This window comes from Mesocryomonas lacus, assembly GCF_055730135.2.
This window is the reverse complement of record NZ_JBUZWE020000002.1, coordinates 150,520-175,413: the sequence shown is the minus strand read 5'-3', so window position 1 is coordinate 175,413 and position 24,894 is coordinate 150,520. Positions and strand designations below refer to the sequence as shown.

Genomic DNA, 24,894 nt, shown 5'->3' with positions numbered 1-24,894 from the left:
TTCGTCTGACGTTTAGGCGCCCTTGCCGGAAAGCTTGCCCGCGATGTTGTTGAACACGGTGGTCAGGTTGGTGCCGACAAGGGTCACGGCAGTGATGATGACGACGGCGATGAGGGCGGCAATGAGGCCGTACTCGATGGCGGTCGCGCCGGATTCATTCTTGGCGAAGCGCTTGATCAGGTTGGACATGGAAAGCTCCTTGGATCCGTGTGGGGAAACTGGCCCGGCGACGCGGTCTCGTCGGTCGGATGAGGTCACCCTAGCGGCGGCTGATTTCGATCGTTTTAAAGAATAAGCTTAATTTATCCCGAAAAATATGTTGGTGGCTGAACGACTTATCAGGGCTGCCGTCCGCTTAAACCTTCATTCACCAAGCCATGCTAGGGAAGAAGCCTTAACCAGCGTCAAGGCGGGCTCTCTCATGTTCAGGCACAGCCGCGTCATCTTCGCCGCGATCGCCATCGCCGCATCCGGCGCGGCCTTCATCATCCCGGCATCGGCCGCTCCGGCCACGGCCGCCGACGGGCGCCTCCACGTCTCGGTCGACCATGCCCGCGTCCTGAAGATCGACCGCGCGGCCGAGACGGTGATCATCGGCAACCCGTCGATCGTCGACGTCACCGTGCACGATTCCACCACGCTGGTTCTCACCGGACGGTCCTACGGCATCACCAACCTCGTCATCCTCGATGGCGACGGCAAGTCGATCGTCGACGAGGAAGTGGCTGTCCAAAGCTTTGAGGCGGGCACCGTCCGCATTTACCGCCAAGCCGAACGGACGACGCTGGCCTGCCTGCCGACCTGCGAGCCGACGGTGACCATTGGCGACAACGAGACCGCTTTCGCGGGCGCCTCGGGCCAGTTCACCGCCCGCCAGACCATGGCGACCAGCGGCAACAAGTAACGGGTCAACCCATCGGGGCCGTCGCGGGGGCCGATAACGACACGCCTGCCAAGGCAGCCATGCGGCATCCGCGATTCCCCCTCCCCCGCCGATGTCGTAGACTGGCCGCCCGCGCCGGAAGCCTCGGCGCGCTGTGGGAGAAGATGTCGTGGGCCGTGCCGTTCTCATCGTGATGGATTCCTTCGGGATCGGAGGGGCGGCAGATGCCGCCGCCTATGGCGATGTCGGCGCCGATACGCTCGGCCATATCGCGCAAGCCTGCGCATCCGGCCGAGGCGATCGCCCCGGCCTGCGGCAAGGTCCACTCGCCTTGCCGCACCTCGTAACGCTCGGGCTTTTCCAAGCCGCCGGGGCACCGACGGCAGGCGGCGCGCCGAGCGGTCTCTGGGGCTCGGCCGGCGAGGTCTCGCGCGGCAAGGACACGCCGTCCGGCCACTGGGAGATCGCCGGCGTTCCCGTCACCTTCGACTGGGGCTATTTCCCGCAGGCGATCCCGACCTTTCCGGCCTCCCTCGTCCAGCAGCTGGTCGACGACGGCGACCTTCCGGGCATTCTCGGCGACCGCCATGCCTCGGGCACCGAGATCATCGCGGAGCTCGGCGAGGAGAGCATCCGCACGGGCAAGCCGATCGTCTACACCTCGGCCGACAGCGTGCTGCAGATCGCCGCGCACGAGACGCATTTCGGTCTGGACAGGCTCTATGCGCTCTGCGAAAGCGCGCGAAAACACGTTGACCCTCTGAATATCGGCCGGGTCATCGCCCGCCCCTTCATCGGCGAGACCGCTGAAAACTTCCGCCGGACCGCCAACCGGCGCGACTATTCCGTGCCCCCGCCGGAGCCGACGCTGCTCGACCGCGCGGTCGCCGCCGGCCGCCGGGTGATCGCCATCGGCAAGATCGGCGACATCTTCGCCCACCAGGGCGTCAGCGAGGTCCGCAAGGGCGACGGCAACATGGCATTGTTCGATGCGCTTCTCGGCGCGCTGGACGATGCTGAAGACGGCGACCTCGTCTTCGCCAACTTCGTCGACTTCGACTCGCTGTTCGGCCACCGCCGCGACGTTCCCGGCTATGCTGCCGCGCTCGAGGCCTTCGACGCCCGGCTGCCGGAGCTCTTCGCCGCCCTCCGCCCCGGTGATCTCGCCCTCGTCACCGCCGACCACGGCTGCGACCCGACCTGGCCCGGCACCGACCACACCCGCGAAAACGTGCCGGTGCTCGGCTTCGGCCCCGGCATCGCTCCCCGCGGGATCGGCCACCGCAAGAGCTTTGCCGACATCGGCGAGAGCATGGCCGCCCATCTCGGACTGCCACCGGGGCCGCACGGCACGAGCTTTCTCTAGAAGGTTCGGCAGGAAGGGCACGAAAAGCGTGGAGTTTGGCGGTGTCGGCCCGTGTGCGGGCGCTGCCGCGCTTGGCGTGCGCGCCGCCACCGACTAGGTTCGGCCCGAGAAATTTCGAGGAAAGGTTTGCGGCATGGACGGCGTTACCGTCATCGATCACCCGCTGGTCCAGCACAAGCTGACGATCATGCGCGACAAGGAAACCTCGACGGCGAGCTTCCGCCGGCTGCTGCGCGAGATCTCGACGCTGCTCTGCTACGAGGTGACGCGCAATCTCGACCTCACCACCAAGCGGATCGAAACGCCGATGGTAGCGATGGATTCGCCGGTTCTCGAGGGCAAGAAGCTGGTCTTCGCCTCGATCCTGCGTGCCGGCAACGGCCTGCTCGAGGGCATGCTGGACCTCGTGCCGGCCGCCCGCGTCGCCCATGTCGGCGTCTACCGCGACCACGAGACTTTGATGCCGGTCGAATACTACTTCAAGGCGCCGGAAGACCTCGCCAGCCGTCTCGTCATCGTCGTCGACCCGATGCTCGCCACCGGCAATTCGGCGATCGCCGCCATGGACCGGCTGAAGGAGCGCGGCGCGAAGAACATCCGCTTCCTCTGCCTGCTGGCGGCTCCCGAGGGCATCGAGCGCTTCCGCGCAGCGCATCCCGACATCGCCATCTACACCGCTTCGATCGACAGCCACCTCAACGAACAGGGCTACATCGTCCCGGGCCTCGGCGATGCCGGCGACCGGATGTACGGCACCAAATAGCCGTTAACCGCTTGGCAACCCTTTCGGCAATCGCCGCCGGACGCACGCCGCAGCGTTAATGAAAGGCGTGACAGGGTTCGGCCATGGCTCTTCTTGCGGGGAGCGTGGGCGGAGCTTGAGATCGAATGCAGAAAGTCGTGGTGTTCATGGCGGGCGCCGCCGTCCTGGGTTTCCTGTTTCCCTCGACTTTCGAGCGCTACCAGAAGCGGATGGCCGACGAGCAGCGGGCGGAGGCCGTCACCGCGGCGCCCGCGGTGGTGGAGGTCGCCGCTCGGCCGAGCGCCCCTCCCTTGTTGTCCGGCCGCGCCCGCATCGACGCCGATCCGGACGGGCACTTCCGCACGGCGGCGCGGATGAACGGGCGACCGGTGCCGGTTCTGATCGATACCGGGGCGACCTATGTCTCGATGAGCGAAGCCACTGCCCGCCAGCTCGGCATCCAGCTCTCGGCCGCCGACTACCGCCACAAGGCGCAGACCGCGAACGGCGAGACCGCCGTGGCGCTGGCCCGACTCGACCGGATCCAGATCGGCAATGTCGCCGTGGACGACGTGGACATCATGGTCGCCCGCGGCACCGGGCTGCCGACGACGCTGCTCGGCATGAGCTTCCTGTCCAAGCTGAAACGCTTCGAGGTCCAGTCGGATCAATTGAGCCTGGTGCAGTAGGCGCGGCTTAGCCGAAGCGCGTCAGCACCGCCGGACGGACGGCGACGGCGTCCGGTGCGATTGTATACGCTTTCTGGATACGATCCGCGGCAGCCTGCGCCGCCTCCGCCGAGCGCGCATGGATCCGGCAAAGCGGGTCGCCCGGCATCAACCGCGCGCCGAAGCCGACGAGGTCGGTCAGCCCGACCGCGTGGTCGACCGGATCCTGCGGCCGCGTCCGGCCACCGCCGAGGGTGACGACGGCAAGGCCGAGCGCACGGGTATCGACGGCTGTGACATAGCCCCCGGCCGCGGCGCCGACGTCGCGGATGATCTCGGCCTTCGGCAGGTAGGCGCCGAAGCGCTCCACGAAATCGGCGGGCCCGCCGAGCGCTGCGACCATCCGCCCGAATACCTCCGCGGCCCGGCCATCGCCGAGCTCCGCCTCGGCCTTGCGCCGCCCCTCGCCGGCGTCGGGCGCAAGGCCGCCGAGCGCCAGCATCTCGCCGGCGAGCGCCAGCGTGACATCGAGCAGCCGCGCGTCCTGCCGGTCGCCGGTGAGGAAGCGCACGGCGTTCTCGACCTCGACGGCGTTGCCGGCAGCCGAGGCGAGCGATTCGTCCATGCCGGTGAGGAGGGCGATGGTCTTCAGCCCTGCGCCGTTGGCGACCTCGACGAGGCTTGCCGCCAACGCCGCCGCATCCTCCTCCCGCGCCATGAAGGCACCGGAGCCGGACTTCACGTCGAGCACCAGCCCTTGCAGGCCCGCCGACAGCTTCTTCGACAGGATCGAGGCGGTGATCAGCGGGATCGATTCCACCGTCGCGGTAACGTCGCGGATGCCGTAGAAGCGCTTGTCGGCCGGGGCGAGGCGCCCGGTCTGGCCGATCACCGCGCAGCCGACCTCGGCCACTGTCTTGCGGAACAAAGCATTGTCCGGGGTGACGGAATAGCCGGGGATCGATTCCATCTTGTCCAGCGTGCCGCCGGTATGGCCGAGGCCGCGGCCGGAAATCATCGGCACCGCCCCGCCGCAGGCCGCGACGATCGGCGCCAGCATCAAGGAGACGTTGTCGCCGACGCCGCCGGTCGAATGCTTGTCGAGGATCGGCCGGTCGAAGCCCGACCAGTCCAGCGTATCGCCGGAATCACGCATCGCCTCAGTCAGCGCCACGGTCTCCGCCTTCTGCATGCCGTTGAAGAACACGGCCATCGCAAACGCCGCGACCTGTCCCTCGGTGACGCGCTCGCCCTCGAAACCGGCGATGAAGGCCTTGATGTCCTCGGCCGCGAGCGTGCCGCCGTCGCGCTTCTGGCGGATGATTTCCTGGGGGAGACGGGTCATCGGCAAAGGCCTTTCTTCAGGCGGCAGGCAGAAAAGAAGCGAGCGGGCATGGCCGGTCTTCAGAGAAACCGCGGCAGCGCCGCCTTGAGGATGCGGGCGAGGATCGCCCCGCCCCGCGGCGCCACGTCCTTGGTCTCGGCATGCGAGAGCTCGGCGCCGGTCATGCCGGCCCCGTAATTGGTGATGACCGAGGCCGCCACGACCTTCAGGCCGAGGAAGCGGGCGAGGATCGTCTCAGGCACGGTCGACATGCCGACGGCGTCGGCGCCGAGGATGCGCGCCATGTTGACCTCGGCCGGCGTCTCGAAGGACGGGCCGGAAAACCACATGTAGACGCCCGCCGACAGCGGCGCGTCCACCTCCACGGCGGCTTCCTTCATCACCCGGCGGAGGTCCTCGTGATAGGCTTCGGTCATGCCGGTGAAGCGCGCGTCCGTCGGCTCGCCGATCAGCGGGTTTTCGCCGGAGAAGTTGATGTGGTCCTCGATCAGCATGACGGCGCCGGGGCGGATCTCGGACCGCAGCGATCCCGCCGCATTGGTGAGGACGAGGATCGAGACACCCAGCGCCTTCAGCGCCTCCAGCGCCGGCCGCATCGCTGCGGCATCACCCTTCTCATAGTAATGCACGCGGCCCGACAGGAGGAGGACGTCGATGCCGTTCAGCCGCCCGGCCACAAGCTCCCCGGAATGGCCGCTGACGCCGCTTTGCGGGAAGCCCGGGATCTCGGCGTAAGGGATCGCCAACGGGTCCTCGAGTTCACCGACGAGCCCGCCAAGGCCGGAGCCGAGGATCAGGGCGATCCGCGCCTTGCGACCGCCGAGCTTGGCCTTCAGCGCTTCGATGTCGACGCTCATCCCAGGTTCTCCGCCGCAAAGCCGCGCGGGAACAGTTCGCCGAGTGAAATGGTCTCGCGCACGCCCGTCTCGTCGCAGAGGTGCACCTTGGTCTCCGGCGTCCCGAACTCGGCGATGCGCTGGCGGCAACCGCCGCAGGGCGTGCAAAGCGCCAGCTTCTCGGCGAGCACGGCGATCTCGGCGATGCGCCCGCCGCCGTCCATCACCATCTGGGCGATCGCCGTGGTCTCGGCGCACCAGCCCTCGGGAAAGCTCACCACCTCGACGTTGCAGCCGGCAAACAGCCGGCCGTCGCGGGTGCGGATCGCCGCGCCCACCGGAAACTTCGAATAGGGCGCATGCGATTTTCGCAGGGCCGAACGGGCCAGCGAGAACAGGTCGTCGGACATCACGTTTCCTTTGCGGTAGGGCCGAGGCCGGTGCGGGTGGCGGAACTACCGCTCCTTCACATAGGGCACGCCGCCGGCCTTCGGCGGCACCGCCTTGCCGACGAAGCCGGCGAGCAGCACCACGGTCAGGAGGTAGGGCAGCGCCTGGACGAACTGCACCGAGACCTGACCGACCACCGGCAACTCGACGCCCTGGATGCGGATCGACACCGCGTCGAGAAAGCCGAAAAGGAGGCACGCGAACATCACGGGCACCGGCCGCCATTTCGCGAAGATCAAAGCGGCGAGCGCGATGTAGCCCTTGCCCGCGGTCATGTCACGGTTGAAGCCGGCCGACTGCGCGAGCGCGAGATAGGTCCCGGCGAGCCCCGTGAGGACGCCGCAGACGATCACCGCGCGGTAGCGCAGGAAGGCGACCGAGATGCCGGCCGTGTCGACCGCCGCCGGGTTCTCGCCGACCGCCCTCAGCCGGAGGCCGAAACGGGTGCGGAACAGCACCCACCAGGCCAGCGGCACCATCAGGAAGGCGACGTAGACGAGGACGTTCTGCCCGGACACCAGCGTCTGGTAGATCGGCCCGAGGACCGGAATGGTGCCGATCGTCTCGGCCCCCGGCAGCGTCACGGCGCCGAAGCGCGCGCTCTCCGGCAGCGAGGGCGTGCGCCCGCCTTGCCCGTACCAGTTCTGTCCAAGCAGCACCGTCAGCCCGATCGCGACGAAGTTCAGCGCCATGCCGGAGACGATCTGGTTGCCGCGGTAGGTGATCGACGCCAAGCCATGAACCAGCGCGAAGCCGACGGCGGCAGCGACGCCCGCGGCAAGGCCGAGCAGTGCCGAACCGGTCGCGGCGGCCGCCACCGCCGAGGCGAAGGCGGCGATCAGCATCTTGCCCTCGAGGCCGATGTCGAACACCCCTGCCCGCTCGGAATAGAGCCCGGCGAGCGCGGCGAAGAGCAGCGGCGTCGACAGCCGGATCGCTGAATCGGCGACGTTGAGAATCACGCCGAAATCCATCACGCGCGCTCCCCGGCTGCGACCGCCGGCGTCTTCGCCCGCGGCGACAGAAAGCCGTAGGCGATGCCGACACCCGGCCGGATCATGTTCTCCAGCGCGCCAGCGAACAGGATCACCAGACCCTGGATGATGACGATCATGTCGCGCGAGATCGCCGGCATGTCGAAGGCGAGTTCCGCCCCGCCCTGGTAGAGCACGCCGAAGAGCAGCGCCGCGGGCAGGATGCCGGCGGGATGGCCGCGGCCCATCAGCGCCACCGCGATGCCGACGAAGCCGGCGCCCTCGGGAAAGTCGATCTGCAGCCGCGCCTGGTCGCCCATCACAGGGTTCAGCGCCATCATGCCGGCGAGCGCCCCCGACAGCGTCATGGCGACGAGGATCAGCCGCGTCTCCGACATGCCGGCATAGCGCGCCGCGCTCGGCGAATGGCCGAGGGTCCGCAGCTCGTAGCCGAGCCGCGTGCGCCAGATCAGCACCCAGACGGCGAGCGCGGCGACGAGCGCGATGAGGAAGGTGACGTTCAGCGGCGCGCCGCCGAGGTCGAGGCCGATCATCTCGAACAGGCCGGTCAGCTTCGGCGCCTGTCCGCCCTCGGCGAAGGTGCGGGTCGCCGGCTGCATCGAGCCCGCGAGCTTCAGCGGCCCGACCAGCAGATAGTTCATCAGGCTGGCGGCGATGAAGTTGAACATGATGGTGGTGATGACGATGTGCGCGCCGCGCCTGGCCTGCAGCAGGCCGGGCATAAAGGCCCAGAGCGCGCCGAAGGCGGCCGACGAGAGCACCGCGACCGGCAGCGTCACCCACCAAGGCACGATGTCTCCCAGGCTCAGCGCCACGACCGCGACGCCGAGCCCTCCGAGATAGGCCTGGCCCTCCCCGCCGATGGTGAAGAGGCCGGCATGGAAGGCGACGGCGACGGCCAGGCCGGTGAAGATGAAATTGGTGGTGTAGTAGAGCGTGAAGCCGATGCCCTCGCCGTAGCCGAAGGCGCCGCGCCACATCAGCTCGGCCGCCTCTACCGGGCTCTCGCCGACCGCCAGCACCACGAGGCCGGCGACCGCGAAGGCCAACACGACGTTGAGCAAGGGGATCAGGCCGAAATCCACCAGCGGCGGCAGCTTGGCATAGGGACGGCTCATGCAAGGCCTTTCGCGGCGGCGGCTTCTTCGGCGCCGCTGTCTCTCGTCGGCTTGCCGAGGTCAAGATGGCCTTTCTTGGTCAGGCGGAAGAAGGGATTGTGCGCCAGTTCCCAGAGATGGCCGTCGGGATCGGCGAAATAGCCGGAATAGCCGCCCCAGATGGTCGGCTCCGGCGGCTTGATCGGCCGCGCCCCGGCCGCGGTGGCGGCTTCGAACACCCGGTCGACATCGGCCTCGCTTGGAAAGTTCACCGCCAGCGCCGTGTTGGGGAAAGGCACGTCGCCTTGGCTCGACAGGCCGACATCGGCTGCCAGGTCGCGCCGACCGAACAGCGAGAGCACCATGCGCTCGCCCTGCAGGAAGACGACGCCGTCATTGCCGGCGCTGGTGCGCGTCCAGCCGAGGGCGACGTAGAAGCGCGCCGCCCGGTCGAGATCGTCGACCGCCAGCGTCACCAGCGAAATCCGGGCGTCGCGCATCATGCCGCCACTTCCCTCCCGATGCCGGCCATCAGCAGACCGAGCTGATTCTCCGCCGCACCCGCGGCGCATTCGCCGACGATCCGCCCATCGAACATCACCAGGATGCGGTCCGAGAGGGCCTGGATCTCGTCGAGCTCGACCGAGACGAGGAGGATCGCCTTGCCGGCATCGCGCATGGCGACGATGCGGCGGTGGATGAACTCGATGGCGCCGACGTCGACGCCGCGCGTCGGCTGGCCGATGAGCAGCACCGCGGGGTCGCGCTCCATCTCGCGGGCGAGCACGATCTTCTGCTGGTTGCCGCCGGAAAAATTCGCGGTCTTCGCCCGGCAGTCGGCGGGCCGGATGTCGTAGGCCGCGATCTTCTCCGAAGCGTCGCGGCGCATGGCGGCGAGATCGAGCAGGCCGTTTCGGGTGAAGCGGGGATCGCCGTGATAGCCGAGCATGGCGTTCTCCGCCTCCTCGAATGCCAGCACGAGTCCCATGTGGTGGCGGTCCTCCGGCACGTGGGCAAGGCCCATCCGCCGCATCTCGGCGGGATCGACGGCGCCCGACGCCGGGTCGATCTCGCGGCCAAGCAGCGTCACCGCTCCCGCCTCGGCACGGCGGATCCCGGCCAGCGCCTCGAGCAGCTCCGACTGGCCATTGCCCGCGACCCCGGCAATGCCGACGATCTCGCCGGCCCGCAGCTCGAACGAGATGTCCTTCGCCATCGCGACGCCGCGCCCGTCCCGCACCGTCAGGCCGCGCACGGCAAGCTTGACGGGGCCGGGGGTCGCCGGCGCCTTGTCGACCCGCAGCAGCACCCGGCGGCCGACCATCAGCTCGGCGAGCTCGGCGACATTGGTCTCGGCCGTCCGGCGCGTCGCCACCATCTCGCCGCGGCGCATCACCGAGACGGTGTCGGTGACGTCCATGATCTCGCGCAGCTTGTGGGTGATGAGGATGATCGTCTTGCCCTCGTCGCGCAGCTGCCGCAGCACGCCGAAGAGGTGATCGGCCTCGGCCGGCGTCAGGACGCCCGTCGGCTCGTCGAGGATCAGAATGTCGGCGCGCCGGTAGAGGCTCTTCAAGATTTCCACCCGCTGCTGCAGGCCGACGGGCAGTTCGCCAACCACGGCATCGGGGTCGACGTCGAGCGCGTGCTCGCGTGCCAGCCGCTTCAGCTCGGCCCGAACCTTGCCGATGCCGGCGCGCAGGAAAGGCGACTGCTCGGCGCCGAGCATGACATTCTCGACCACGGTGAAATTGTCGACCAGCATGAAGTGCTGGTGCACCATGCCGATGCCGGCGGCGATGGCGGCTGAGGTGTCGGTGATGGCGACGGGCTTGCCGCCGACGCGGATTTCCCCGGCATCGGCCTGGTAGAAGCCGTAGAGGATCGACATCAGCGTCGACTTGCCGGCGCCGTTCTCGCCGACGATGCCGTGAATCGAGCCCTTTTCGACGGACAAGCTGATGTCGTGATTGGCACGCACCGCGCCGAAACTTTTGCCGATCCCGATGAGTTCGATGGCCGCCATGCCTGCTCCCTTGTGCCGGCCAAGTTTAAGGGGCCCGCCGCCGGAAGGCCAGCCTCCCCGCGCCGCCGGCCGGCCGGCATCCACCAGGGAACGGCCTCGACAAGACCCGCCGCTTCGTGATCTTGGGCCGGCGCGCCGGCAGCCTTCAGTGCGCCACGACCGACGGGGACATGCCATGACCGACACCGACCGCATCGACGCGCTGGAGATGACGCTCGCCCACCAGCAGCAGGTGATCGACGACCTCTCGGCCGAGGTCCAGCGCCAGGGCGAGGCGATCGATCGCCTGCTGAAGGCGGCCCGCAGTCTCGGCGACCGCTTCCAGGCGCTGGAGGAAATGGCCCCCGCCCCCGAGCAGACCAAGCCGCCGCATTACTGAAGACGGGGCCATCTCCCCACCCGAGGGGGAGATCGCCGGCAGGCCAGAGAGGGGCGCCATAGGGCGAAGCGCCTTCCCGCCTAAAGCTGCCGCCACGTCGGGGGAGGCAGATCTCGCCCCCCCGGTGCCTGCCGGCAGCTCCCCCCCCCCTCAAGCAGAAGTCAGCTCACCTCAATACGGGCAGGCGCTGTCCGAATTGTAGTTGTGAACCTTCACCGTGCCGGCGACGATGTCGGCCTTGGCCTTCTCGACCGCGGCCTTCATTTCCGGCGTGATCAGCGCCTCGTTGTCCTTGTCGAGCGAGTAGCCGACGCCGTCATCAGCGAGGCCGAGCGTCACCGCGCCCGCGGTGAACTTGTCGTTCGCCGCATCGTCGAAGGCCTTGTAGACGGCGTTGTCGACGCGCTTGACCATCGAGGTCAGGACGTGGCCGGGATGGAGGGCATTCTGGTTGGAATCGACGCCGATGCCGAACTTGCCGGCGTCGGAGGCTGCCTGCAGCACGCCGATGCCGGTGCCGCCGGCGGCATGGAAGATCACGTCGGCGCCTTGGTCGATCTGCGATTTCGCGAGCTCGCCGCCGCGCACCGGGTCGTTCCAGGCGGAGCCGGTCGTGCCCGTCATGTTCTGCAGCACCTTGGCGTCGGCCTTGGCGGCCTTCACGCCACCAACATAGCCGCAGGCGAAGGTGCGGATCAGCGGGATGTCCATGCCGCCGACGAAGCCGACCGTGCCGGTCGCCGACTTCATGCCGGCGAGGATGCCGACGAGATAGGAGCCTTGCTCCTCGGAGAACAGCACCGAGCGCACATTGGGCAGGTCGACGACGGAATCGATGATGACGAACTTCGTCTCCGGAAACTCCTTGGCGACCTTCTCGATCGCCGCGGCCTGGCTGAAGCCGATGCCGACGATCGGCGAGGCACCGCGCTGGGCGAAGCGACGCAGCGCCTGCTCGCGCTGCGAATCGTTCTGGATCTCGAAGTCGCGGTATTCGGTGCCTTTGTCCTTCTTGTATTTCTCGGCGCCGGTGTAGCCGGCCTCGTTGAACGACTTGTCGAACTTTCCGCCCATGTCATAGACCACCGCCGGGCTGATCTCGGCCGCCTCGGCCGTCGTCAGGCTTGCGGTCAGGACGGTCGCGGCCAGAAGGCCCGCCACAAAGTTTTTCATCTCGCTCCAGATCCTTGCGATGGGCAGCGGGGCCGCCCCGTTAAGCCGGCGGGATCGCCCTCAATCCCGGCCTTCAAGGCCTGAGACTGGCATGCGCGGGGTGAAGTTTCACGCTCTTTCTGCGCCACCGGACGAAGCTCCACGGGGTTTGACGCCGGCCGCACCAAGCCACTCCGACCGCCCGGCTTCCAGCCCGGCTTGAGAGCGCGATCAGCGCCGGGGCGGCTGACCGCGGACCGGGCCGGGCCGGCGACCGAAAAACATCAGCACGAAGGCCAGCACCGCCAGCACCAGCGCCGCCGGCCAGGCCGAGACCAGCGCGATCACGTCGAGCACGCTCGCATCGCCCTCCGCCGGTGCGAGCGGCAGGCGCAAGGCCGCCGCCGCTTCCGCCAATGTCGTGAGGCTTAGCGCATCGTTGGCGAGCGAGCGGGCGATGTCGGCGACCGCGAAGACCAGGCCCACGGCGAGGACGATCTGGCCGGCGAGGCGAAACAGAAATCGGATCATGCGGCCTCCCCTGATAGGCGAACGCGCCGCGCTTCCCGCGCCGTAGCCCGCGCCCTTCTAGAGCGGAATTGCCCGCCGATCCAGCGCTGCGCGGCCGCCCTTAACCGCGGCAACACGCGCCATCACCGAAAGCCCCTTGAACAGAGGGGGGTTCTCGCTATAAGTCGCCCCCAACCGACTCGCCGACTTCCTCGAAGCCCGCGAGCCCCCGACCCGCCTGGCGCCCGCGCCGACGGAGCGGGGATGGAGAGGTGGCCGAGTGGTTGAAGGCGCACGCCTGGAAAGTGTGTTTACGTGAAAGCGTAACGGGGGTTCGAATCCCCCTCTCTCCGCCATTACCTTGATCTATCCTGCTCGACTTCTGCCATTCGGCCAGGTCCGAAGGTGCCGCGCCCCCGGACCCAGCCGCGATGCGCCTCAGTCCATCTGGACGTTGGCGGCCTTGATCACCGGGCGCCAGCGGGCGATTTCGGACTTTACGTGGGCGGCGAGCTGTTCGGGGGTGCCGCCGACCGTCTCGGCGCCGACATTGGCGAGCTTCTCCTTCACCGCCGGGTCTGCCAGCACCGCGTTCGCCGCCGCGTTCAGCGCCGCGACCGCCTCGGGCGGGGTGCCGGCGGGGGCGAAGAGCGCGTTCCAGGTATTGGTCTCGTAGCCCGGCACGCCCGCTTCCTCCATCGTCGGCACGTCCGGGAAGATCGCCGCGCGCTGCTTGGTGGTCACCGCCAGCGCCCGCAGCGCGCCGGACTTGATGAAGCCGGTCGAGGACGGCAGGTTGTCGAAGTTGATCGGCACGTCACCGGAGATCGCGTCGACCAGCGCCGGGCCGGAGCCCTTGTAGGGCACGTGCACCATCTCGGTTCCCGTCATCGACATGAACAGCTGGCCGGAAAGATGCAGCGGCGTGCCGTTGCCGGAGGAGGAATAGACCTCCTCGCCGGGCTTCTCCTTCAGCCGCGCGATCAGCTCCTGCACGGTCTTGGCCGGGTAGTCCTTGTTGACGGTGAGGACGTTCGGCACGGTGACCAGCAGCACGACCGGGGCAAAGTCCTTCTCCGGATCGAAGGGCGGGACGGCATAGAGCGAGGCCGAGAGCGCGTGCGTGGCGATCGTGCCCATCAGGATGGTGTAGCCGTCGGGATCGGCCTCGGCGACCGCAGTCGCGCCGAGATTGCCGCCGGCCCCGCCGCGGTTCTCGATCACCATCTGCTGCCCCAGCCGCTCGCCCATCGCCTGCGCCACCACGCGGGCGACGAGGTCGGTCGAGCCGCCGGCCGCGAACGGCACGACGAGCCGGATCGGCTTGTCGGGATAGGCGTCCTGCGCCAAGGCGCTGCCCGTCAGGGACAGGGCGGCGGCCAGCGCCAGAAAGGATCTCCGCTTCATTTTCGTCTCTCCCAGATCGTCTATCTTTGCGGCGGTCGTCGCCGGGACGGCGAGCCTAGCGCGGTCTGGGAGCGCAATCGACCGCCCCATTCGTCGAAGGGTGTTCTGCGTTGCCCGCACCCTCGCTGGCGGTAGCGCTGGTTCTGGTTCCCTCCCTGGTGCTGGTGCTGGTGCTGGTGCTGGTGCTGGTGCTGGACAAGCTGCAATGCCTCTGCGCCTGTCAGGCAACCCAACCCATTCCCGCTGGTTGCTCGCCCAACCGCCCTCTCCCGCCTGATGGAGCCGACCCCTTGAAACGCTCGACGAAGATCCTCATCGCTCTGGCCTGCCTTGCCGCCGCAGCGCTCATTGGCCGCGCGCTCTACAGCGAGGGCACGGCGGTGCAGCAGGTCGAGAACGTCGCCAGCCAGGTGACGCAGGCCGAATGCGACGTCGCAGACCGCGACCGCACCGCCTTCGAGACCGGCGACGCCCGCGCCGCGACGCTCGACTCCGAGGTCGTCGCCGGCCTTCTCGCCAATTGCCAGAAGCAGGGCCTGGCGCTGCCGCGTCCGGCGCCGCCGGCGGAATGGGCGCAGCAGTACAAGAGGTAGCCGCGCTTCATTTCCCCTCGCGGATTTTTGAAGCACCCCGATTGCGCTGGCTCGGCGGCGCGATAAGCTCGTCTTTGCAAGGCCCGCGGTGGGGCGGCAGAAGAGGGGTGACAACATGGCGTCGATTCTCAGGACCTGTACCGTGGGCCTCATGGCCGCGGCCTTTGCCGGCCACGCCGTCGCGCAGACCGCGATGACCGCCGTCGGCGACGGCGAGGGCGAAGTGCGTATCGTTGCCTGGCCCGGCTACATCGAGCGCGGCGAGACCGACAAGGGCTATGACTGGGTCACCGGCTTCGAGAAGGAGACGGGCTGCAAGGTCAGCGTCAAGACCGCCGCCACCTCCGACGAGATGGTGACGCTGATGAACCAGGGCGGCTTCGACCTCGTCACCGCCTCGGGCGACGCCTCGTTGCGCCTCGTCGCCGGCAAGAAGGTGCAGCCGGTGAACACCGACCTCATCCCCAGCTGGTCGAAGGTCGATCCGCGGCTGAAGGATGCGGCCTGGTTCACCGTCGACGGAAAGCATTACGGCGTTCCCTACCAGTGGGGGCCGAACGTCCTGATGTACAATACCGAGGTGTTCAAAACAGCGCCGACCAGCTGGAACGTCGTGTTCGAGAAGATGGATCTGCCGGACGGCAAGACCAATGCCGGGCGTGTCCAGGCCTATGACGGCGCGATCTACATCGCCGACGCCGCGACCTACCTGATGGCGACGAAGCCCGAGCTGAAGATCACCGATCCCTATGCCCTCAGCGAGGAGCAGTATGCCGCAGCGCTCGAGCTCCTGAAGGGACAGCGCGCGCTCGTCGGCCGCTACTGGCACGATGCGGCGGTCCAGGTCGACGACTTCAAGACCGAGGGCGTCGTCGCCTCCGGCTCCTGGCCGTTCCAGGTCAACACGCTCACCGCCGACAAGCAGAAAATCGCCTCGACGATCCCTGCGGAAGGCGCGACGGGCTGGGCCGACACGACCATGCTGGCGAGCGGCGCCGAGCACCCCAACTGCGCCTATAAATGGCTGGAGCACTCGATCGACCCGAAAGTCCAGGGCGACGTCGCCGCCTGGTTCGGCTCGGTCCCGGCCGTGCCCGACGCATGCAAGGCGAGCGACCTCCTCGGGGCGGAGGGCTGCAAGACCAACGGCTTCGACAATTTCGACAAGATCCGCTTCTGGCGCACCCCGACGGCGAAATGCGCGCAAGGGGAATGCGTGCCGTACTCGCGCTGGGTGTCGGACTACATCGCGGTGATGGGCGGCTGACGGCAAGGGTCGAGCGGTTTCGATCTCCCCCCTTGAGGGGGAGATGCCGGCAGGCAGAGGGGGCGCCATAGCGCTCTGCCGGTGCCATAGCGCTCGGCCGTCGCCGTTGCGAAAACAGGCGAAGCTGGCGGCAGCTTGCCCCCCTCTGCCCTGCCGGGCCTCTCCCCCTCCCGGGGGGAGATCAGCCGTCATTAAAGCCCGCATCCTCCAGGATCTCATGCCCCATGACCCCAGCCGTCTCGCTCCGCGCCGTCTCCCGCCATTTCGGCGCCGTCCGCGCGATGGACGGGGTTGATCTCGACATTGTGCCGGGTGAGTTCTTCGCGATGCTCGGGCCGTCCGGCTCGGGCAAGACGACGTGCCTCCGGGTGATCGCCGGCTTCGAGCAGCCGAGCGCGGGCGCGGTCGCGATCTTCGGCGAGGACGTCACGGGCGTGCCGCCCTACCGGCGGGCGGTGAACACGGTCTTCCAGGACTATGCGCTGTTTCCGCATCTGAACGTCCGCGACAACGTCGCCTACTCCCTGATGCTGCGGAAGGTCGAGAAGCGCGAGCGCCGCGCTGAGGCCGACGCCGCGCTCGACCTCGTGAAACTTGCCGGCTATGGCGAGCGCAAGCCCGGCCAGCTCTCCGGCGGACAGCGCCAGCGCGTCGCGCTCGCCCGCGCCATCGTCAACCGGCCGAAAGTGCTGCTGCTCGACGAGCCGCTCGGCGCGCTCGACCTGAAGCTGCGCGAGAGCATGCAGGAGGAGCTGAAAAGCCTGCAGCAGACGCTCGGCATCACCTTCATCTTCGTCACCCACGACCAGGGGGAAGCGCTGTCGATGGCCGACCGGGTGGCGGTGTTCAGCGAGGGCCGGGTGATGCAGGTGGGCGCCCCCGAGGAGATTTACCGGCGGCCCGTCAACCGCTTCGTCGCCGACTTCGTCGGCTCGTCCAACGTCCTGCCGCCGGAATTTGCCGGCCGCGTCGGCCTCGAGGCGCGCTGGGCGAGCCTGCGGCCGGAGGCGGTGCGGCTGGTGGCGCCGGGCATTGCGCCCGACCACCTCACCGGGCGCCTCGCCTCGACCAGCTATCTCGGCGCCACAACGCGGCTCGGCATCGACCTCGGCGGCCTCCGCCTCCACGCCGTCGTCCCGGCGGGCACTTCCATCCCTGCCATCGGGGAGCCGATCGCCATCGGCTTCGCCCCCGAGGCGCTGCACCTGATGGAGCCGGCGTGAGCGCCGTCGTCCTGCCGCGGCGGCCGGGGCTCGCCGGACGGCTGTCGGACCTCCTCTGGCGGCGGCCGAACCTTCTGATCGTGCTGCTGCTGGCGCCGCCGGTCGCCTGGCTCGGCCTTGTCTATCTCGGCTCGCTCGCCGCGCTGCTGGTCCAGAGCTTCTATTCGCTCGACGACTTCTCCGGCGTCATCGTCGAGGAGTTCACGCTCTCGACCTATGCGGCCCTGCTGCAGCCGGCGAACTTCGCGATCATCCTGCGCACCGTGGTGATGGCGGCCGCGGTGACGCTCGCCGCCGGGATCATCGCCTTCCCCATCGCCTATTTCGCGGCGCGCCACGCCAAGGGGGCGTGGAAGGCGCTGTTCTACCTCTGCGTGATGCTGCCGCTGTGGTCGAGCTACCTCGTCAAGGTCTATGCCTGGAAGCTGATCCTCGCCAAGGAGGGCATCCTCACCTGGCTGTTCCAGACGCTCCACCTGACGCCGGTGCTCGACGCGGTGCTCGGTATCCCCGGCATCGGCGGCAACTCGCTGTCGGTCAGCTACATCGGCACCTTCCTCGTCTTCGTCTACATCTGGCTGCCCTACATGATCCTGCCGACGCAGGCTGCGCTCGAGCGGGTGCCGGTCAACCTCACCGACGCCTCCGCCGACCTTGGCGCGACGCCGTCCGAGACGTTCCGGCACGTGATCTTCCCGCTGGCGCTGCCGGGCATCATCGCCGGCTCGATCTTCACCTTCTCGCTGACCCTCGGCGACTACATCATCCCGCAGATCGTCGGTTCGTCCCGCCTGTTCATCGGCCAAGCCGTCTACACCCAGCAAGGCACCGCCGGAAACATTCCGCTGGCGGCCGCCTTCACCGTGGTGCCGATCGTCATCATGGGCCTCTATCTCTGGATGGCGAAGCGCCAAGGGGCGTTCGATGCGCTCTGAGGCCGCCCCCGCCCCGCTCGGCCTGAAGCTTGCCGCCGGCGCCGGGCTCGTCTTCCTCTTGGCGCCGCTCGCGATCATCTTCGTCTACGCCTTCACCACCGAGGAGAAGAGCTTCGTCTGGCCGCCGCCCGGCCTGACGCTGAAATGGTTCGCGGTGACCTGGGACCGGCCGGACGTCTGGGCCGCGCTGAAGCTCTCGGTCCAAGTGGCGTCGGTCTCGACGACAATCGCGCTGGTGCTCGGCACGCTCTGCGCTGCCGCCGTCAGCCAGACGAAATTCTTCGGCCGCGAGACGATCTCGCTCCTCGTCATCCTGCCGATCGCTCTGCCCGGCATCATCACCGGCATCGCGCTGCGCTCGGCCTTCTCGATCGCCGACATCCCCTTCTCGTTCTGGACCATCGTGCTCGGCCACGCGACCTTCTGCGTGGTCGTCGTCTACAACAATGCGGTGGCGCGGTTCCGGCGGCTGTCGGGCTCGCTGATCGAGGCCTCGATGGACCTTGGCGCCGACGGCTTCCAGACCTTCCGGCACGTGGTGCTGCCGAACATCGGCACGGCGCTGCTCGCCGGCGGCATGCTCGCCTTCGCGCTGTCCTTCGACGAGGTGATCGTCACCACCTTCACCGCCGGCCAGCAGCAGACCTTGCCGCTGTGGATGCTGGAGGAGCTGATCCGCCCGCGGCAGCGCCCGGTGACCAACGTCGTCGCGCTGGTCGTGGTGCTCGTCACCTTCCTGCCGATTCTCGCCGCCTTCTACCTCACCCGCGATGGCGACAGCGTCGCCGGCGCCGGCAAATAACGGAGACTCTCATGGACACCGAGATGCTGATCGGCACGGCCTTCACAGCCGGCACGGAGACCGAGGAGGCCGTCCTCAACCCGCGCACCGGCGAGACCATCCTCACCCTTACGGAAGCCTCCGCCGCGCAGGTGGACGCGGCGGTCGCGGCGGCGACGAGAGCCTTCGAGACGTGGTCGCGCACGACGCCCGCCCAGCGCGCCGGCTATCTGCTGAAGATCGCCGATGCGATCGAGGCGGACGCAGCAGGCTTTGCCGCGCTGGAATCGCTGAACTGCGGCAAGCCGATCAACGCCGTCCTCAACGACGAGATCCCGGCCATCGCCGACTGCTACCGCTTCTTCGCCGGGGCGGTGCGCACGCTGCCGGGCCAGGTCGCGGGCGAGTACCTGCCCGGCCATACCTCGATGATCCGGCGCGATCCCGTCGGCGTCGTCGGCTCGATCGCGCCGTGGAACTACCCGCTGATGATGATGGCCTGGAAGCTCGCGCCGGCGATCGCCGGCGGCAACACCGTGGTCTTCAAGCCCTCCGAGCAGACGCCGCTGACCGCGCTGAAGTTTGCGCGCCTTCTCGCGGACATCCTGCCGGAGGGCGTCGTCAACGTCATCCTCGGCCGCGGCGCCAGCGTCGGCAATGCGCTGATCCACCATCCCGGCATCGACATGGTCTCGATCACCGGCGATGTCGGCACCGGCCAGAAGGTGCTGCAGGCGGCAGCGACGACGGTCAAGCGCACGCATCTGGAGCTCGGCGGCAAGGCGCCGGTCATCGTCTACGACGATGCCGACCTGTCGGCCGTGGTCGAGGGGCTGCGCGCCTTCGGCTTCTACAATGCCGGCCAGGACTGCACCGCCGCCTGCCGCATCTATGCCGGCGGGAAGATCTACGACAACCTCGTCGCCGACCTCTCCTCGGCGGTCAACGGCATCCGCTACGACCTCGCCGACGACACGGAGAACGAGATCGGCCCGTTGATCTCCGGCCGCCAGCGCGACCGCGTCACCGGCTTCGTCGACCGCGCCACGGAATTGAAGCACGTCGAGGTCACCGCCGGCGGCAAGGTCGCGGGCGATCGCGGATTCTACTTCCAGCCGACGGTGATCGCCGGCGCCCGGCAGGACGACGAGATCGTCCGGCGCGAGGTATTCGGCCCGGTGGTCTCGGTCACCCGCTTTTCCGACACCGACGACGCGGTCGCCTGGGCGAACGATTCCGACTACGGCCTCGCCTCCTCGGTCTGGACGAAGGATGTCTCGCGCGCGATGGCGACGGCGGCGCGGCTGCGCTACGGCTGCACCTGGGTGAACACCCATTTCATGCTGGTCAACGAGATGCCGCATGGCGGCCTGAAGCGCTCGGGCTACGGCAAGGACATGTCGCAATACGCCCTCGAGGACTACACGGTCGTCCGCCACGTCATGATCAACCACGGCTAGGCCGGAGCGGATCAACCGCCAACGGGCGATCGAGGGCACCGGGACAGCTTCGCCCCGGCCCGGTCCCAACGCCGGCGACCTGGCCGCAGAGGCGCGTCGGCCCCATGCTTACGATGCGGCATTGCCGGCGGGGGTGCGGGCCCGTAAGAGCGGGGATGCCCGACATCGCCCTCCTCGTCCCCATGCTCCTCACCCTCCTTGCCGCCAGCGTGCTCGGCGGGCTGCTCGCCGGGCTGTTCGGCGTCGGCGGCGGGGCGATCTTCGTGCCGGTGCTCTACCACACTTTCACCTTGCTCGGCGTCGACCCGGCGATCACCATGCACCTCTCGATTGCCACCTCGCTGGCGATCATCGTGCCGACGGCGCTGCGCTCGCTCGCCGCGCACCGGCGCCATCCCGGCATGGTCGACATGGCGCTGCTGCGCGAATGGGTGGTGGCAGTGCCGCTCGGCGTCATCGCCGGCACAGTGGTCGCGGCCTACTCCTCCACCGCCGCGCTAAAGGGGATCTTTGCCGCCATCGCGTTCGTGCTGGCGCTGAAGATGATCATCGGCCGGCTGCCGCTGAGCTTCGGCACCGACCTACCCGGCCTTGTCGGACGCTCGCTCGCCGGCTTCCTCATCGGGCTCCTGTCGGCGCTGATGGGGATCGGCGGCGGCGTCCTCAACAACACCTTCATGACCGCCTGGGGCCGCTCGATGCACCAGGCGGTGGCGACCTCCGCCGGCGTCGGCGTCATCATCGCCATCCCCGGCCTCGTCTCCTATGGCGTCGCGGGCTGGGGCGATCCGCGCCTGCCCGCCTTCAGCCTCGGCTATGTCAGTCTCGCCGCGACGCTGATCGTGGCGCCGGCGGCCATGCTCGTCGCCCCGATCGGCGCGCGGCTGGCGCACCGCCTGTCGAAGCGCCGCCTGCAGCTGGCCTTCGGCATTTTCCTCCTCGTCGTGGCGCTGCAGTTCGTGTGGGACCTCGTCTGAGCTCCTGAACGGCGGGGCTTCAGTCGAAGACGACGCCCTTCTTCAGGAGAAAGCAGCCATAGGGCCGCGACTCCGTGGTCTGCACCACGGCATAGGCGCGGCGCGCCGCCTCGTAGAAGGCGAAGCGCTCGACCTTCTCGATCCCGATGCTCTTGCCCTCGGCGGCATCGACCACCGCCTGCATGTCGGCGTGCACCTCGAGCACCGCCTCGTGGTCGCCGACGACCGCCATGCGCCGCACCGGCTGATCGACGAAGCTGTCGAGCGGCAGCAGCGTCAGGATCGCGCGGGCCGCCTCCGTCGTGTCGACCCCGGCCAGCTGCACCAGCTTGCCGCTGACGGTGGCCCTGGCGGTCGAGACGGCCGGGAAATTGCGATCGGCGAGCACCAGTTCGTCGCCATGGCCCATCTCGGCGAGGATCGCCAGCAGTTCGCTGCCGATGATCGGCGGTATCGTCTTCAGCATGTGTCCTCCGGATGAATGCTTCGGCCCCGACGTCGTACCAGCGGACAAACCCGAGCGGAAGCCAGGGCGATCCGCCCCTAGCAGACGCCTTCTCTAACCCGCCCACCCGTGACACCCGGCGGGCGGGCCCTATGTCAGGTGCATAGAGGAGAGATCACCATGAGCCGCATTCCCACCGACGAATTCGACAATCAGCAGGACCAGCCAGACGACGAGGACCGGATGAAGGACCAGGGCGCCCAGCGCGTCCAGCAGGACGAGATCGAGGAGGCCCTGCGCAACCGCAAGACCTATCCCGAGATCAAGGCCCCCACCGGCAAGTAGTCCAACGCAGAAAGGCCGGACGCCCTGCGGCATCCGGCCTTTCCTCAGTCTGACAGACGCCCGCGCCGTCCCCCGGCGCGGGCGTTGTTGTTTCAGGCGAACAGCGCCATCGCGCTTTTCAGCGTCATCACGACGCCCCAGGCGAGCGGCAGGCCGACGAAGATCCAGGCGAGCGCCACGAGGATCGGGCTGGTGGTGATTTTCTCGTTCATCGCTCTCTCCTCAGGCGGCCAGCGGACGGGGATCGGCCGGCAGGTGGTGCTTGGCGGCGACCGGCTTCATCAGGAAGTTCAGGAGGAAGCCGACCGCCAGGAGGCCAACCATGATGTACATCGTCACCGTATAGGCGTCGGCCTTCGCCACGCCGTTGGCGATCTGGTACTCGCGGATGTAGTTGACGAGCACCGGCCCGGCGACGCCCGCCACCGACCAGGCGGTGAGGAGCCGCCCGTGGATCGCGCCGACATATTTGGTGCCGAACACGTCGCGGAGATAGGCCGGGATGGTGGCGAAGCCGCCGCCGTACATCGACAGGATGATGGCGTAGAGCAGCACGAACAGGACGATCGAGCCCATCTGCCCGGCGGTCGGCACCAGCGCGTAGATCACGACGCCGAGGGCGAAGAAGATCATGTAGGTGTTGCGCCGGCCGATATAGTCCGAGGTCGAGGCCCAGAAGAATCGCCCGGCCATGTTGAACAGGCTGAGCAGGCCGACGAAGCCGGCGGCCGCGGCGGGGGTGATGATACCCGGGAACATTTCCTGGCTCATCAGCGAGGCCTGGCCGAGCACGCCGATGCCGGCCGTGACGTTGAGGCAGAGCACGCCCCAGAGCAGCCAGAACTGCGGCGTCTTCAGCGCCTCGTCGACATGGACATTGGCGGAGGTGACGAGGCCGCTCGACTTCGTCGCGGGCACATAGCCTTCCGGCAGCCAGCCCTCGCGCGGCACGCGCACCAGGGTCGCGCCGACCATCATGTAGACGAAGTAGATCAGGCCCATCGCGACGAAGGTGCCGGCGACGCTGAACTGGCTCATCAGGTAGACCGAGAGCGGCGAGGCGATGAAGGCGCCGCCGCCAAAGCCCATGATCGCCATGCCGGTGGCCATGCCCGGCCGGTCCGGGAACCAGGTCATCAGCGTCTTGACCGGCGAGATGTAGCCGAGGCCGAGGCCGCAGCCGCCGAGCACACCATAGCCGAGATAGACCAGCCAGAGCTGGTGGGTGGAGATGCCGAGCGCGGCGACGAGGAAGCCGCCGCCGAAGAAGCAGGCGGCCGTCGCCATGGTCCGGCGCGGCCCGACCCGCTCGACCCAGGCGCCGCCGAAGGCCGCCGACAGGCCGAGGAAGACGATGGCGATCGAGAAGATCCAGCCGAGCGAGGGGATCGTCCAGTCTTGCCCGACGGCGGGCTCGGTACCGCCGATCAGCAGCGACAACGGCTTGTTGAACACCGAGAAGGCGTAGGCCTGGCCGATGCACAGATGCACGCAGAGCGCGGCCGGGGGCACCAGCCAGCGGTTGAAGCCGGGCTCGGCCACCGTGCGGGACCGCGACAGCCAGCCGCCTCGCCCCATGTCATTGCTTGTCGTCGCCACCGCGTTTCCTCCCAGAGTTCGGTTGCACGCTTAACGCTTTTGCCGTCAGCCGCAATCGTACGAAGGGCTGATGAATAGCAGCAGGCCAGTGCCGGCAAGTCGCAGCGAAGCGGCACGACACATATCAGCGGTTTTATTTGATGTTGCTCAGGCCGTCGGCGTCGACGCGAGCGCCTCGCTTTGCTTCGGCGCAATGGTCCCGACAAACGGCGACGCGACGGGCGTTGCGACAACCGGACGCGGTGCCGCCTTCGGCGCTGGCTTGGTGCGCTTCCACCAGTCGAGATAGGCGGCGAGGGCAAAGTGCAGAGCCAAGCCCACGCCGATCAGGACCGAGTCGTAGAGGAAGGTCGAGGGCCGGCCGAAATGCACAATCTGCGCGATCAGCGACAACGCAGTTCCCAGCGCAAACACCGGTAGGGAATGACGTCCGAGAAGGGTGAAGGGGTTGTTCGCGCCGACCCGCTGCAGCGGCGAGGTGAGCGGCGCGTGCGCAAAGACGTAGATCATCGCCAGGAGATGCAGCAGCCGCGGCAGCGTGACGAAGGTCTTGTCGAAATAGCTGATCAGGAACGGCCAGCCGAGCAGCCGCTCCGAGCCCCAGGCATCGAGGCCAACGAACACGTAGGCGCCGACGAGATAGGCGATCGCGAGCGTGTAGAGAGTGCCGTTATATGGCACCGCCGGCTGCGACCGCTGCCATTTCGACAGGCCGCACCACAGGCCGATGGCGAAGATGAACTGCCAGGCCAGCGGGTTGAAGAACCAGCCGCCGGGATAGGGGAAGTTCGGAATGTCGAGCCGGTAAAGTCCGGTGAGCAGCCAGAACAGGCCCGACGCCAGCAGCATGCCGTGCCGCCCGACGAGCTTCACCAGGAGAAGGTGCACCGGCAGCATTAGGAGGATCACCGAATACATCGGCAGAATGTTCACGTAGCCGAGCTGGTGCGAGAGCGTGATGACCCCGACCAGCGCCTCGATCGGCCGGGTGATGAAGGTCTCGAGCCCGAAATGCAGCAGCATGTCGCCGCGCCCGAAAGCGAGCGCCGCCCAGCAGAACAGGCCGATGGCGAACATCGTCAGCATGATGTGGACGAGGTAGAGGACGCCCGCCCGCCGCCAGGCTTTCAGCAGCGTCACCAGCCGCGCCCCGCCGAGGAAGGGCTTGGCATAGGCGAAGGCCGAGGCGAACCCGGCGAGGAAGACGAAGAGCTCGGCGGAATCGGAGAAGCCGAAATTGCGGGAGGTGTAGTTCTCCCAGATGTTGCCGGGCACGTGGTTGACGAAAATCATCGCGAGCGCGATGCCGCGGTAGAAGTCGACCCGCTGGTCTCTGACGGGTTTCGGCGGCGGGACGGCTGTCTCTGACGGCATGCGTTCTTCGGCTCCGAAGGCTATCGGCATAGTGGAGAT

28 protein-coding genes and 1 tRNA gene are annotated in these 24,894 nt (G+C 68.1%); 14 read left to right on the top strand and 15 right to left on the bottom strand.

Translation table 11 applies throughout. From position 1 onward, the window contains the following. Positions 1-12: 12 nt before the first annotated feature. Positions 13-189: a Flp family type IVb pilin gene (locus ACZLZY_RS03780; RefSeq protein ID WP_472932109.1), complete on the bottom strand. Its 177-nt coding sequence runs from the start codon at positions 187-189 to the stop codon at positions 13-15. Positions 190-421: 232 nt separating this feature from the next. On the opposite strand from ACZLZY_RS03780, the gene ACZLZY_RS03775 reads away from it, so the two are divergent. The 4 genes from ACZLZY_RS03775 to ACZLZY_RS03760 all read left to right on the top strand — a co-directional run bounded on the left by ACZLZY_RS03775 (position 422) and on the right by ACZLZY_RS03760 (position 3,680). Beyond that, positions 422-904 carry a pilus assembly protein N-terminal domain-containing protein gene (locus ACZLZY_RS03775; protein WP_472932108.1) on the top strand — a complete coding sequence of 161 codons (483 nt, stop codon included), beginning with the start codon at positions 422-424 and terminating at the stop codon, positions 902-904. Between the two features lie 148 nt (positions 905-1,052). Continuing rightward, positions 1,053-2,249 (top strand): phosphopentomutase, encoded by a 1,197-nt coding sequence (locus ACZLZY_RS03770; protein ID WP_472932107.1) that lies wholly within the window; start codon positions 1,053-1,055, stop codon positions 2,247-2,249. Between the two features lie 133 nt (positions 2,250-2,382). Then, entirely contained in the window at positions 2,383-3,012 is a 630-nt protein-coding gene (gene upp / locus ACZLZY_RS03765; protein ID WP_472932106.1) for a uracil phosphoribosyltransferase, read from the top strand. A gap of 125 nt (positions 3,013-3,137) precedes the next feature. Then, positions 3,138-3,680: a retropepsin-like aspartic protease family protein gene (locus ACZLZY_RS03760; RefSeq protein WP_472932105.1), complete on the top strand. Its 543-nt coding sequence runs from the start codon at positions 3,138-3,140 to the stop codon at positions 3,678-3,680. Between the two features lie 7 nt (positions 3,681-3,687). Here the strand turns inward: ACZLZY_RS03760 and deoA are convergent, their stop codons facing one another. The 7 genes from deoA to ACZLZY_RS03725 are packed head-to-tail and all read right to left on the bottom strand — an operon-like array spanning position 3,688 to position 10,408. Beyond that, the gene (deoA, locus tag ACZLZY_RS03755; RefSeq protein WP_472932104.1) at positions 3,688-5,004 is read right to left on the bottom strand and encodes a thymidine phosphorylase; all 1,317 of its coding nucleotides are present in this window, start codon (positions 5,002-5,004) and stop codon (positions 3,688-3,690) included. Positions 5,005-5,063: 59 nt separating this feature from the next. Next, a complete protein-coding gene (locus ACZLZY_RS03750) occupies positions 5,064-5,861 on the bottom strand; it encodes a purine-nucleoside phosphorylase (protein WP_472932103.1) in 798 nt (265 codons plus the stop codon). Beyond that, positions 5,858-6,250: a cytidine deaminase gene (locus tag ACZLZY_RS03745; RefSeq protein ID WP_472932102.1), complete on the bottom strand. Its 393-nt coding sequence runs from the start codon at positions 6,248-6,250 to the stop codon at positions 5,858-5,860. Before ACZLZY_RS03745 ends, ACZLZY_RS03750 begins: the two co-directional genes overlap by 4 nt. Before the next feature lie 45 nt (positions 6,251-6,295). Further along, positions 6,296-7,264 carry an ABC transporter permease gene (locus ACZLZY_RS03740; RefSeq protein WP_472932101.1) on the bottom strand — a complete coding sequence of 323 codons (969 nt, stop codon included), beginning with the start codon at positions 7,262-7,264 and terminating at the stop codon, positions 6,296-6,298. Beyond that, positions 7,264-8,403 (bottom strand): ABC transporter permease, encoded by a 1,140-nt coding sequence (locus ACZLZY_RS03735; RefSeq protein ID WP_472932100.1) that lies wholly within the window; start codon positions 8,401-8,403, stop codon positions 7,264-7,266. Before ACZLZY_RS03735 ends, ACZLZY_RS03740 begins: the two co-directional genes overlap by 1 nt. Beyond that, positions 8,400-8,885, bottom strand: coding sequence for a VOC family protein (locus ACZLZY_RS03730; protein WP_472932099.1), 486 nt, complete (start codon positions 8,883-8,885; stop codon positions 8,400-8,402). The genes ACZLZY_RS03735 and ACZLZY_RS03730 overlap by 4 nt, the downstream gene beginning before the upstream one ends. Then, on the bottom strand, positions 8,882-10,408 hold the full coding sequence (locus ACZLZY_RS03725; RefSeq protein WP_472932098.1) for an ABC transporter ATP-binding protein: 1,527 nt from the start codon (positions 10,406-10,408) through the stop codon (positions 8,882-8,884). Before ACZLZY_RS03725 ends, ACZLZY_RS03730 begins: the two co-directional genes overlap by 4 nt. 175 nt (positions 10,409-10,583) lie before the next feature. Between ACZLZY_RS03725 and ACZLZY_RS03720 the strand changes: the two genes are divergently transcribed. Further along, the gene (locus ACZLZY_RS03720) at positions 10,584-10,787 is read left to right on the top strand and encodes a SlyX family protein (protein WP_472932097.1); all 204 of its coding nucleotides are present in this window, start codon (positions 10,584-10,586) and stop codon (positions 10,785-10,787) included. 171 nt (positions 10,788-10,958) lie between these two features. On the opposite strand, the gene ACZLZY_RS03715 is transcribed toward ACZLZY_RS03720, so the two are convergent. Both ACZLZY_RS03715 and ACZLZY_RS03710 read right to left on the bottom strand, forming a co-directional pair. After that, positions 10,959-11,960 (bottom strand): BMP family lipoprotein, encoded by a 1,002-nt coding sequence (locus tag ACZLZY_RS03715; protein WP_472932096.1) that lies wholly within the window; start codon positions 11,958-11,960, stop codon positions 10,959-10,961. A 210-nt stretch (positions 11,961-12,170) separates the two neighbouring features. Continuing rightward, a complete protein-coding gene (locus ACZLZY_RS03710) occupies positions 12,171-12,470 on the bottom strand; it encodes a hypothetical protein (RefSeq protein WP_472932095.1) in 300 nt (99 codons plus the stop codon). Positions 12,471-12,715: 245 nt separating this feature from the next. Between ACZLZY_RS03710 and ACZLZY_RS03705 the strand changes: the two genes are divergently transcribed. After that, positions 12,716-12,805, top strand: a tRNA-Ser gene (locus ACZLZY_RS03705). A gap of 82 nt (positions 12,806-12,887) precedes the next feature. Here the strand turns inward: ACZLZY_RS03705 and ACZLZY_RS03700 are convergent. Further along, the gene (locus ACZLZY_RS03700; RefSeq protein WP_472932094.1) at positions 12,888-13,856 is read right to left on the bottom strand and encodes a Bug family tripartite tricarboxylate transporter substrate binding protein; all 969 of its coding nucleotides are present in this window, start codon (positions 13,854-13,856) and stop codon (positions 12,888-12,890) included. A 110-nt stretch (positions 13,857-13,966) separates the two neighbouring features. Between ACZLZY_RS03700 and ACZLZY_RS03695 the strand changes: the two genes are divergently transcribed. The 7 genes from ACZLZY_RS03695 to ACZLZY_RS03665 all read left to right on the top strand — a co-directional run bounded on the left by ACZLZY_RS03695 (position 13,967) and on the right by ACZLZY_RS03665 (position 21,092). Continuing rightward, positions 13,967-14,449: a hypothetical protein gene (locus ACZLZY_RS03695; RefSeq protein WP_472932093.1), complete on the top strand. Its 483-nt coding sequence runs from the start codon at positions 13,967-13,969 to the stop codon at positions 14,447-14,449. Positions 14,450-14,564: 115 nt separating this feature from the next. After that, positions 14,565-15,716, top strand: coding sequence for an ABC transporter substrate-binding protein (locus ACZLZY_RS03690; protein ID WP_472932092.1), 1,152 nt, complete (start codon positions 14,565-14,567; stop codon positions 15,714-15,716). A gap of 224 nt (positions 15,717-15,940) precedes the next feature. Beyond that, entirely contained in the window at positions 15,941-16,939 is a 999-nt protein-coding gene (locus tag ACZLZY_RS03685) for an ABC transporter ATP-binding protein (RefSeq protein ID WP_472932091.1), read from the top strand. Further along, complete coding sequence (locus tag ACZLZY_RS03680) at positions 16,936-17,874, top strand: ABC transporter permease (protein WP_472932090.1); 939 nt, start codon at positions 16,936-16,938, stop codon at positions 17,872-17,874. Before ACZLZY_RS03685 ends, ACZLZY_RS03680 begins: the two co-directional genes overlap by 4 nt. Continuing rightward, positions 17,864-18,676, top strand: a complete 813-nt coding sequence (locus ACZLZY_RS03675; protein ID WP_472932089.1) for an ABC transporter permease — start codon at positions 17,864-17,866, stop codon at positions 18,674-18,676. Before ACZLZY_RS03680 ends, ACZLZY_RS03675 begins: the two co-directional genes overlap by 11 nt. Before the next feature lie 11 nt (positions 18,677-18,687). Further along, positions 18,688-20,115, top strand: coding sequence for a gamma-aminobutyraldehyde dehydrogenase (locus ACZLZY_RS03670; protein WP_472932088.1), 1,428 nt, complete (start codon positions 18,688-18,690; stop codon positions 20,113-20,115). A gap of 155 nt (positions 20,116-20,270) precedes the next feature. Next, complete coding sequence (locus ACZLZY_RS03665) at positions 20,271-21,092, top strand: sulfite exporter TauE/SafE family protein (protein WP_472932087.1); 822 nt, start codon at positions 20,271-20,273, stop codon at positions 21,090-21,092. Positions 21,093-21,111: 19 nt separating this feature from the next. Here ACZLZY_RS03665 and ACZLZY_RS03660 read toward each other — a convergent pair whose 3' ends face one another. After that, on the bottom strand, positions 21,112-21,558 hold the full coding sequence (locus ACZLZY_RS03660) for an RbsD/FucU family protein (protein ID WP_472932086.1): 447 nt from the start codon (positions 21,556-21,558) through the stop codon (positions 21,112-21,114). A gap of 159 nt (positions 21,559-21,717) precedes the next feature. Here ACZLZY_RS03660 and ACZLZY_RS03655 point away from each other — a divergent pair, with 159 nt between their 5' ends. Further along, entirely contained in the window at positions 21,718-21,882 is a 165-nt protein-coding gene (locus tag ACZLZY_RS03655) for a hypothetical protein (RefSeq protein ID WP_472932085.1), read from the top strand. Between the two features lie 92 nt (positions 21,883-21,974). Here the strand turns inward: ACZLZY_RS03655 and ACZLZY_RS03650 are convergent, their stop codons facing one another. The 3 genes from ACZLZY_RS03650 to ACZLZY_RS03640 form a co-directional block, all read right to left on the bottom strand. Then, complete coding sequence (locus ACZLZY_RS03650; protein WP_472932084.1) at positions 21,975-22,094, bottom strand: MFS transporter small subunit; 120 nt, start codon at positions 22,092-22,094, stop codon at positions 21,975-21,977. 10 nt (positions 22,095-22,104) lie between these two features. Next, complete coding sequence (locus tag ACZLZY_RS03645; RefSeq protein WP_472932389.1) at positions 22,105-23,460, bottom strand: L-lactate MFS transporter; 1,356 nt, start codon at positions 23,458-23,460, stop codon at positions 22,105-22,107. A 168-nt stretch (positions 23,461-23,628) separates the two neighbouring features. After that, entirely contained in the window at positions 23,629-24,855 is a 1,227-nt protein-coding gene (locus ACZLZY_RS03640) for an OpgC family protein (RefSeq protein ID WP_472932083.1), read from the bottom strand. Positions 24,856-24,894 lie beyond the last annotated feature (39 nt).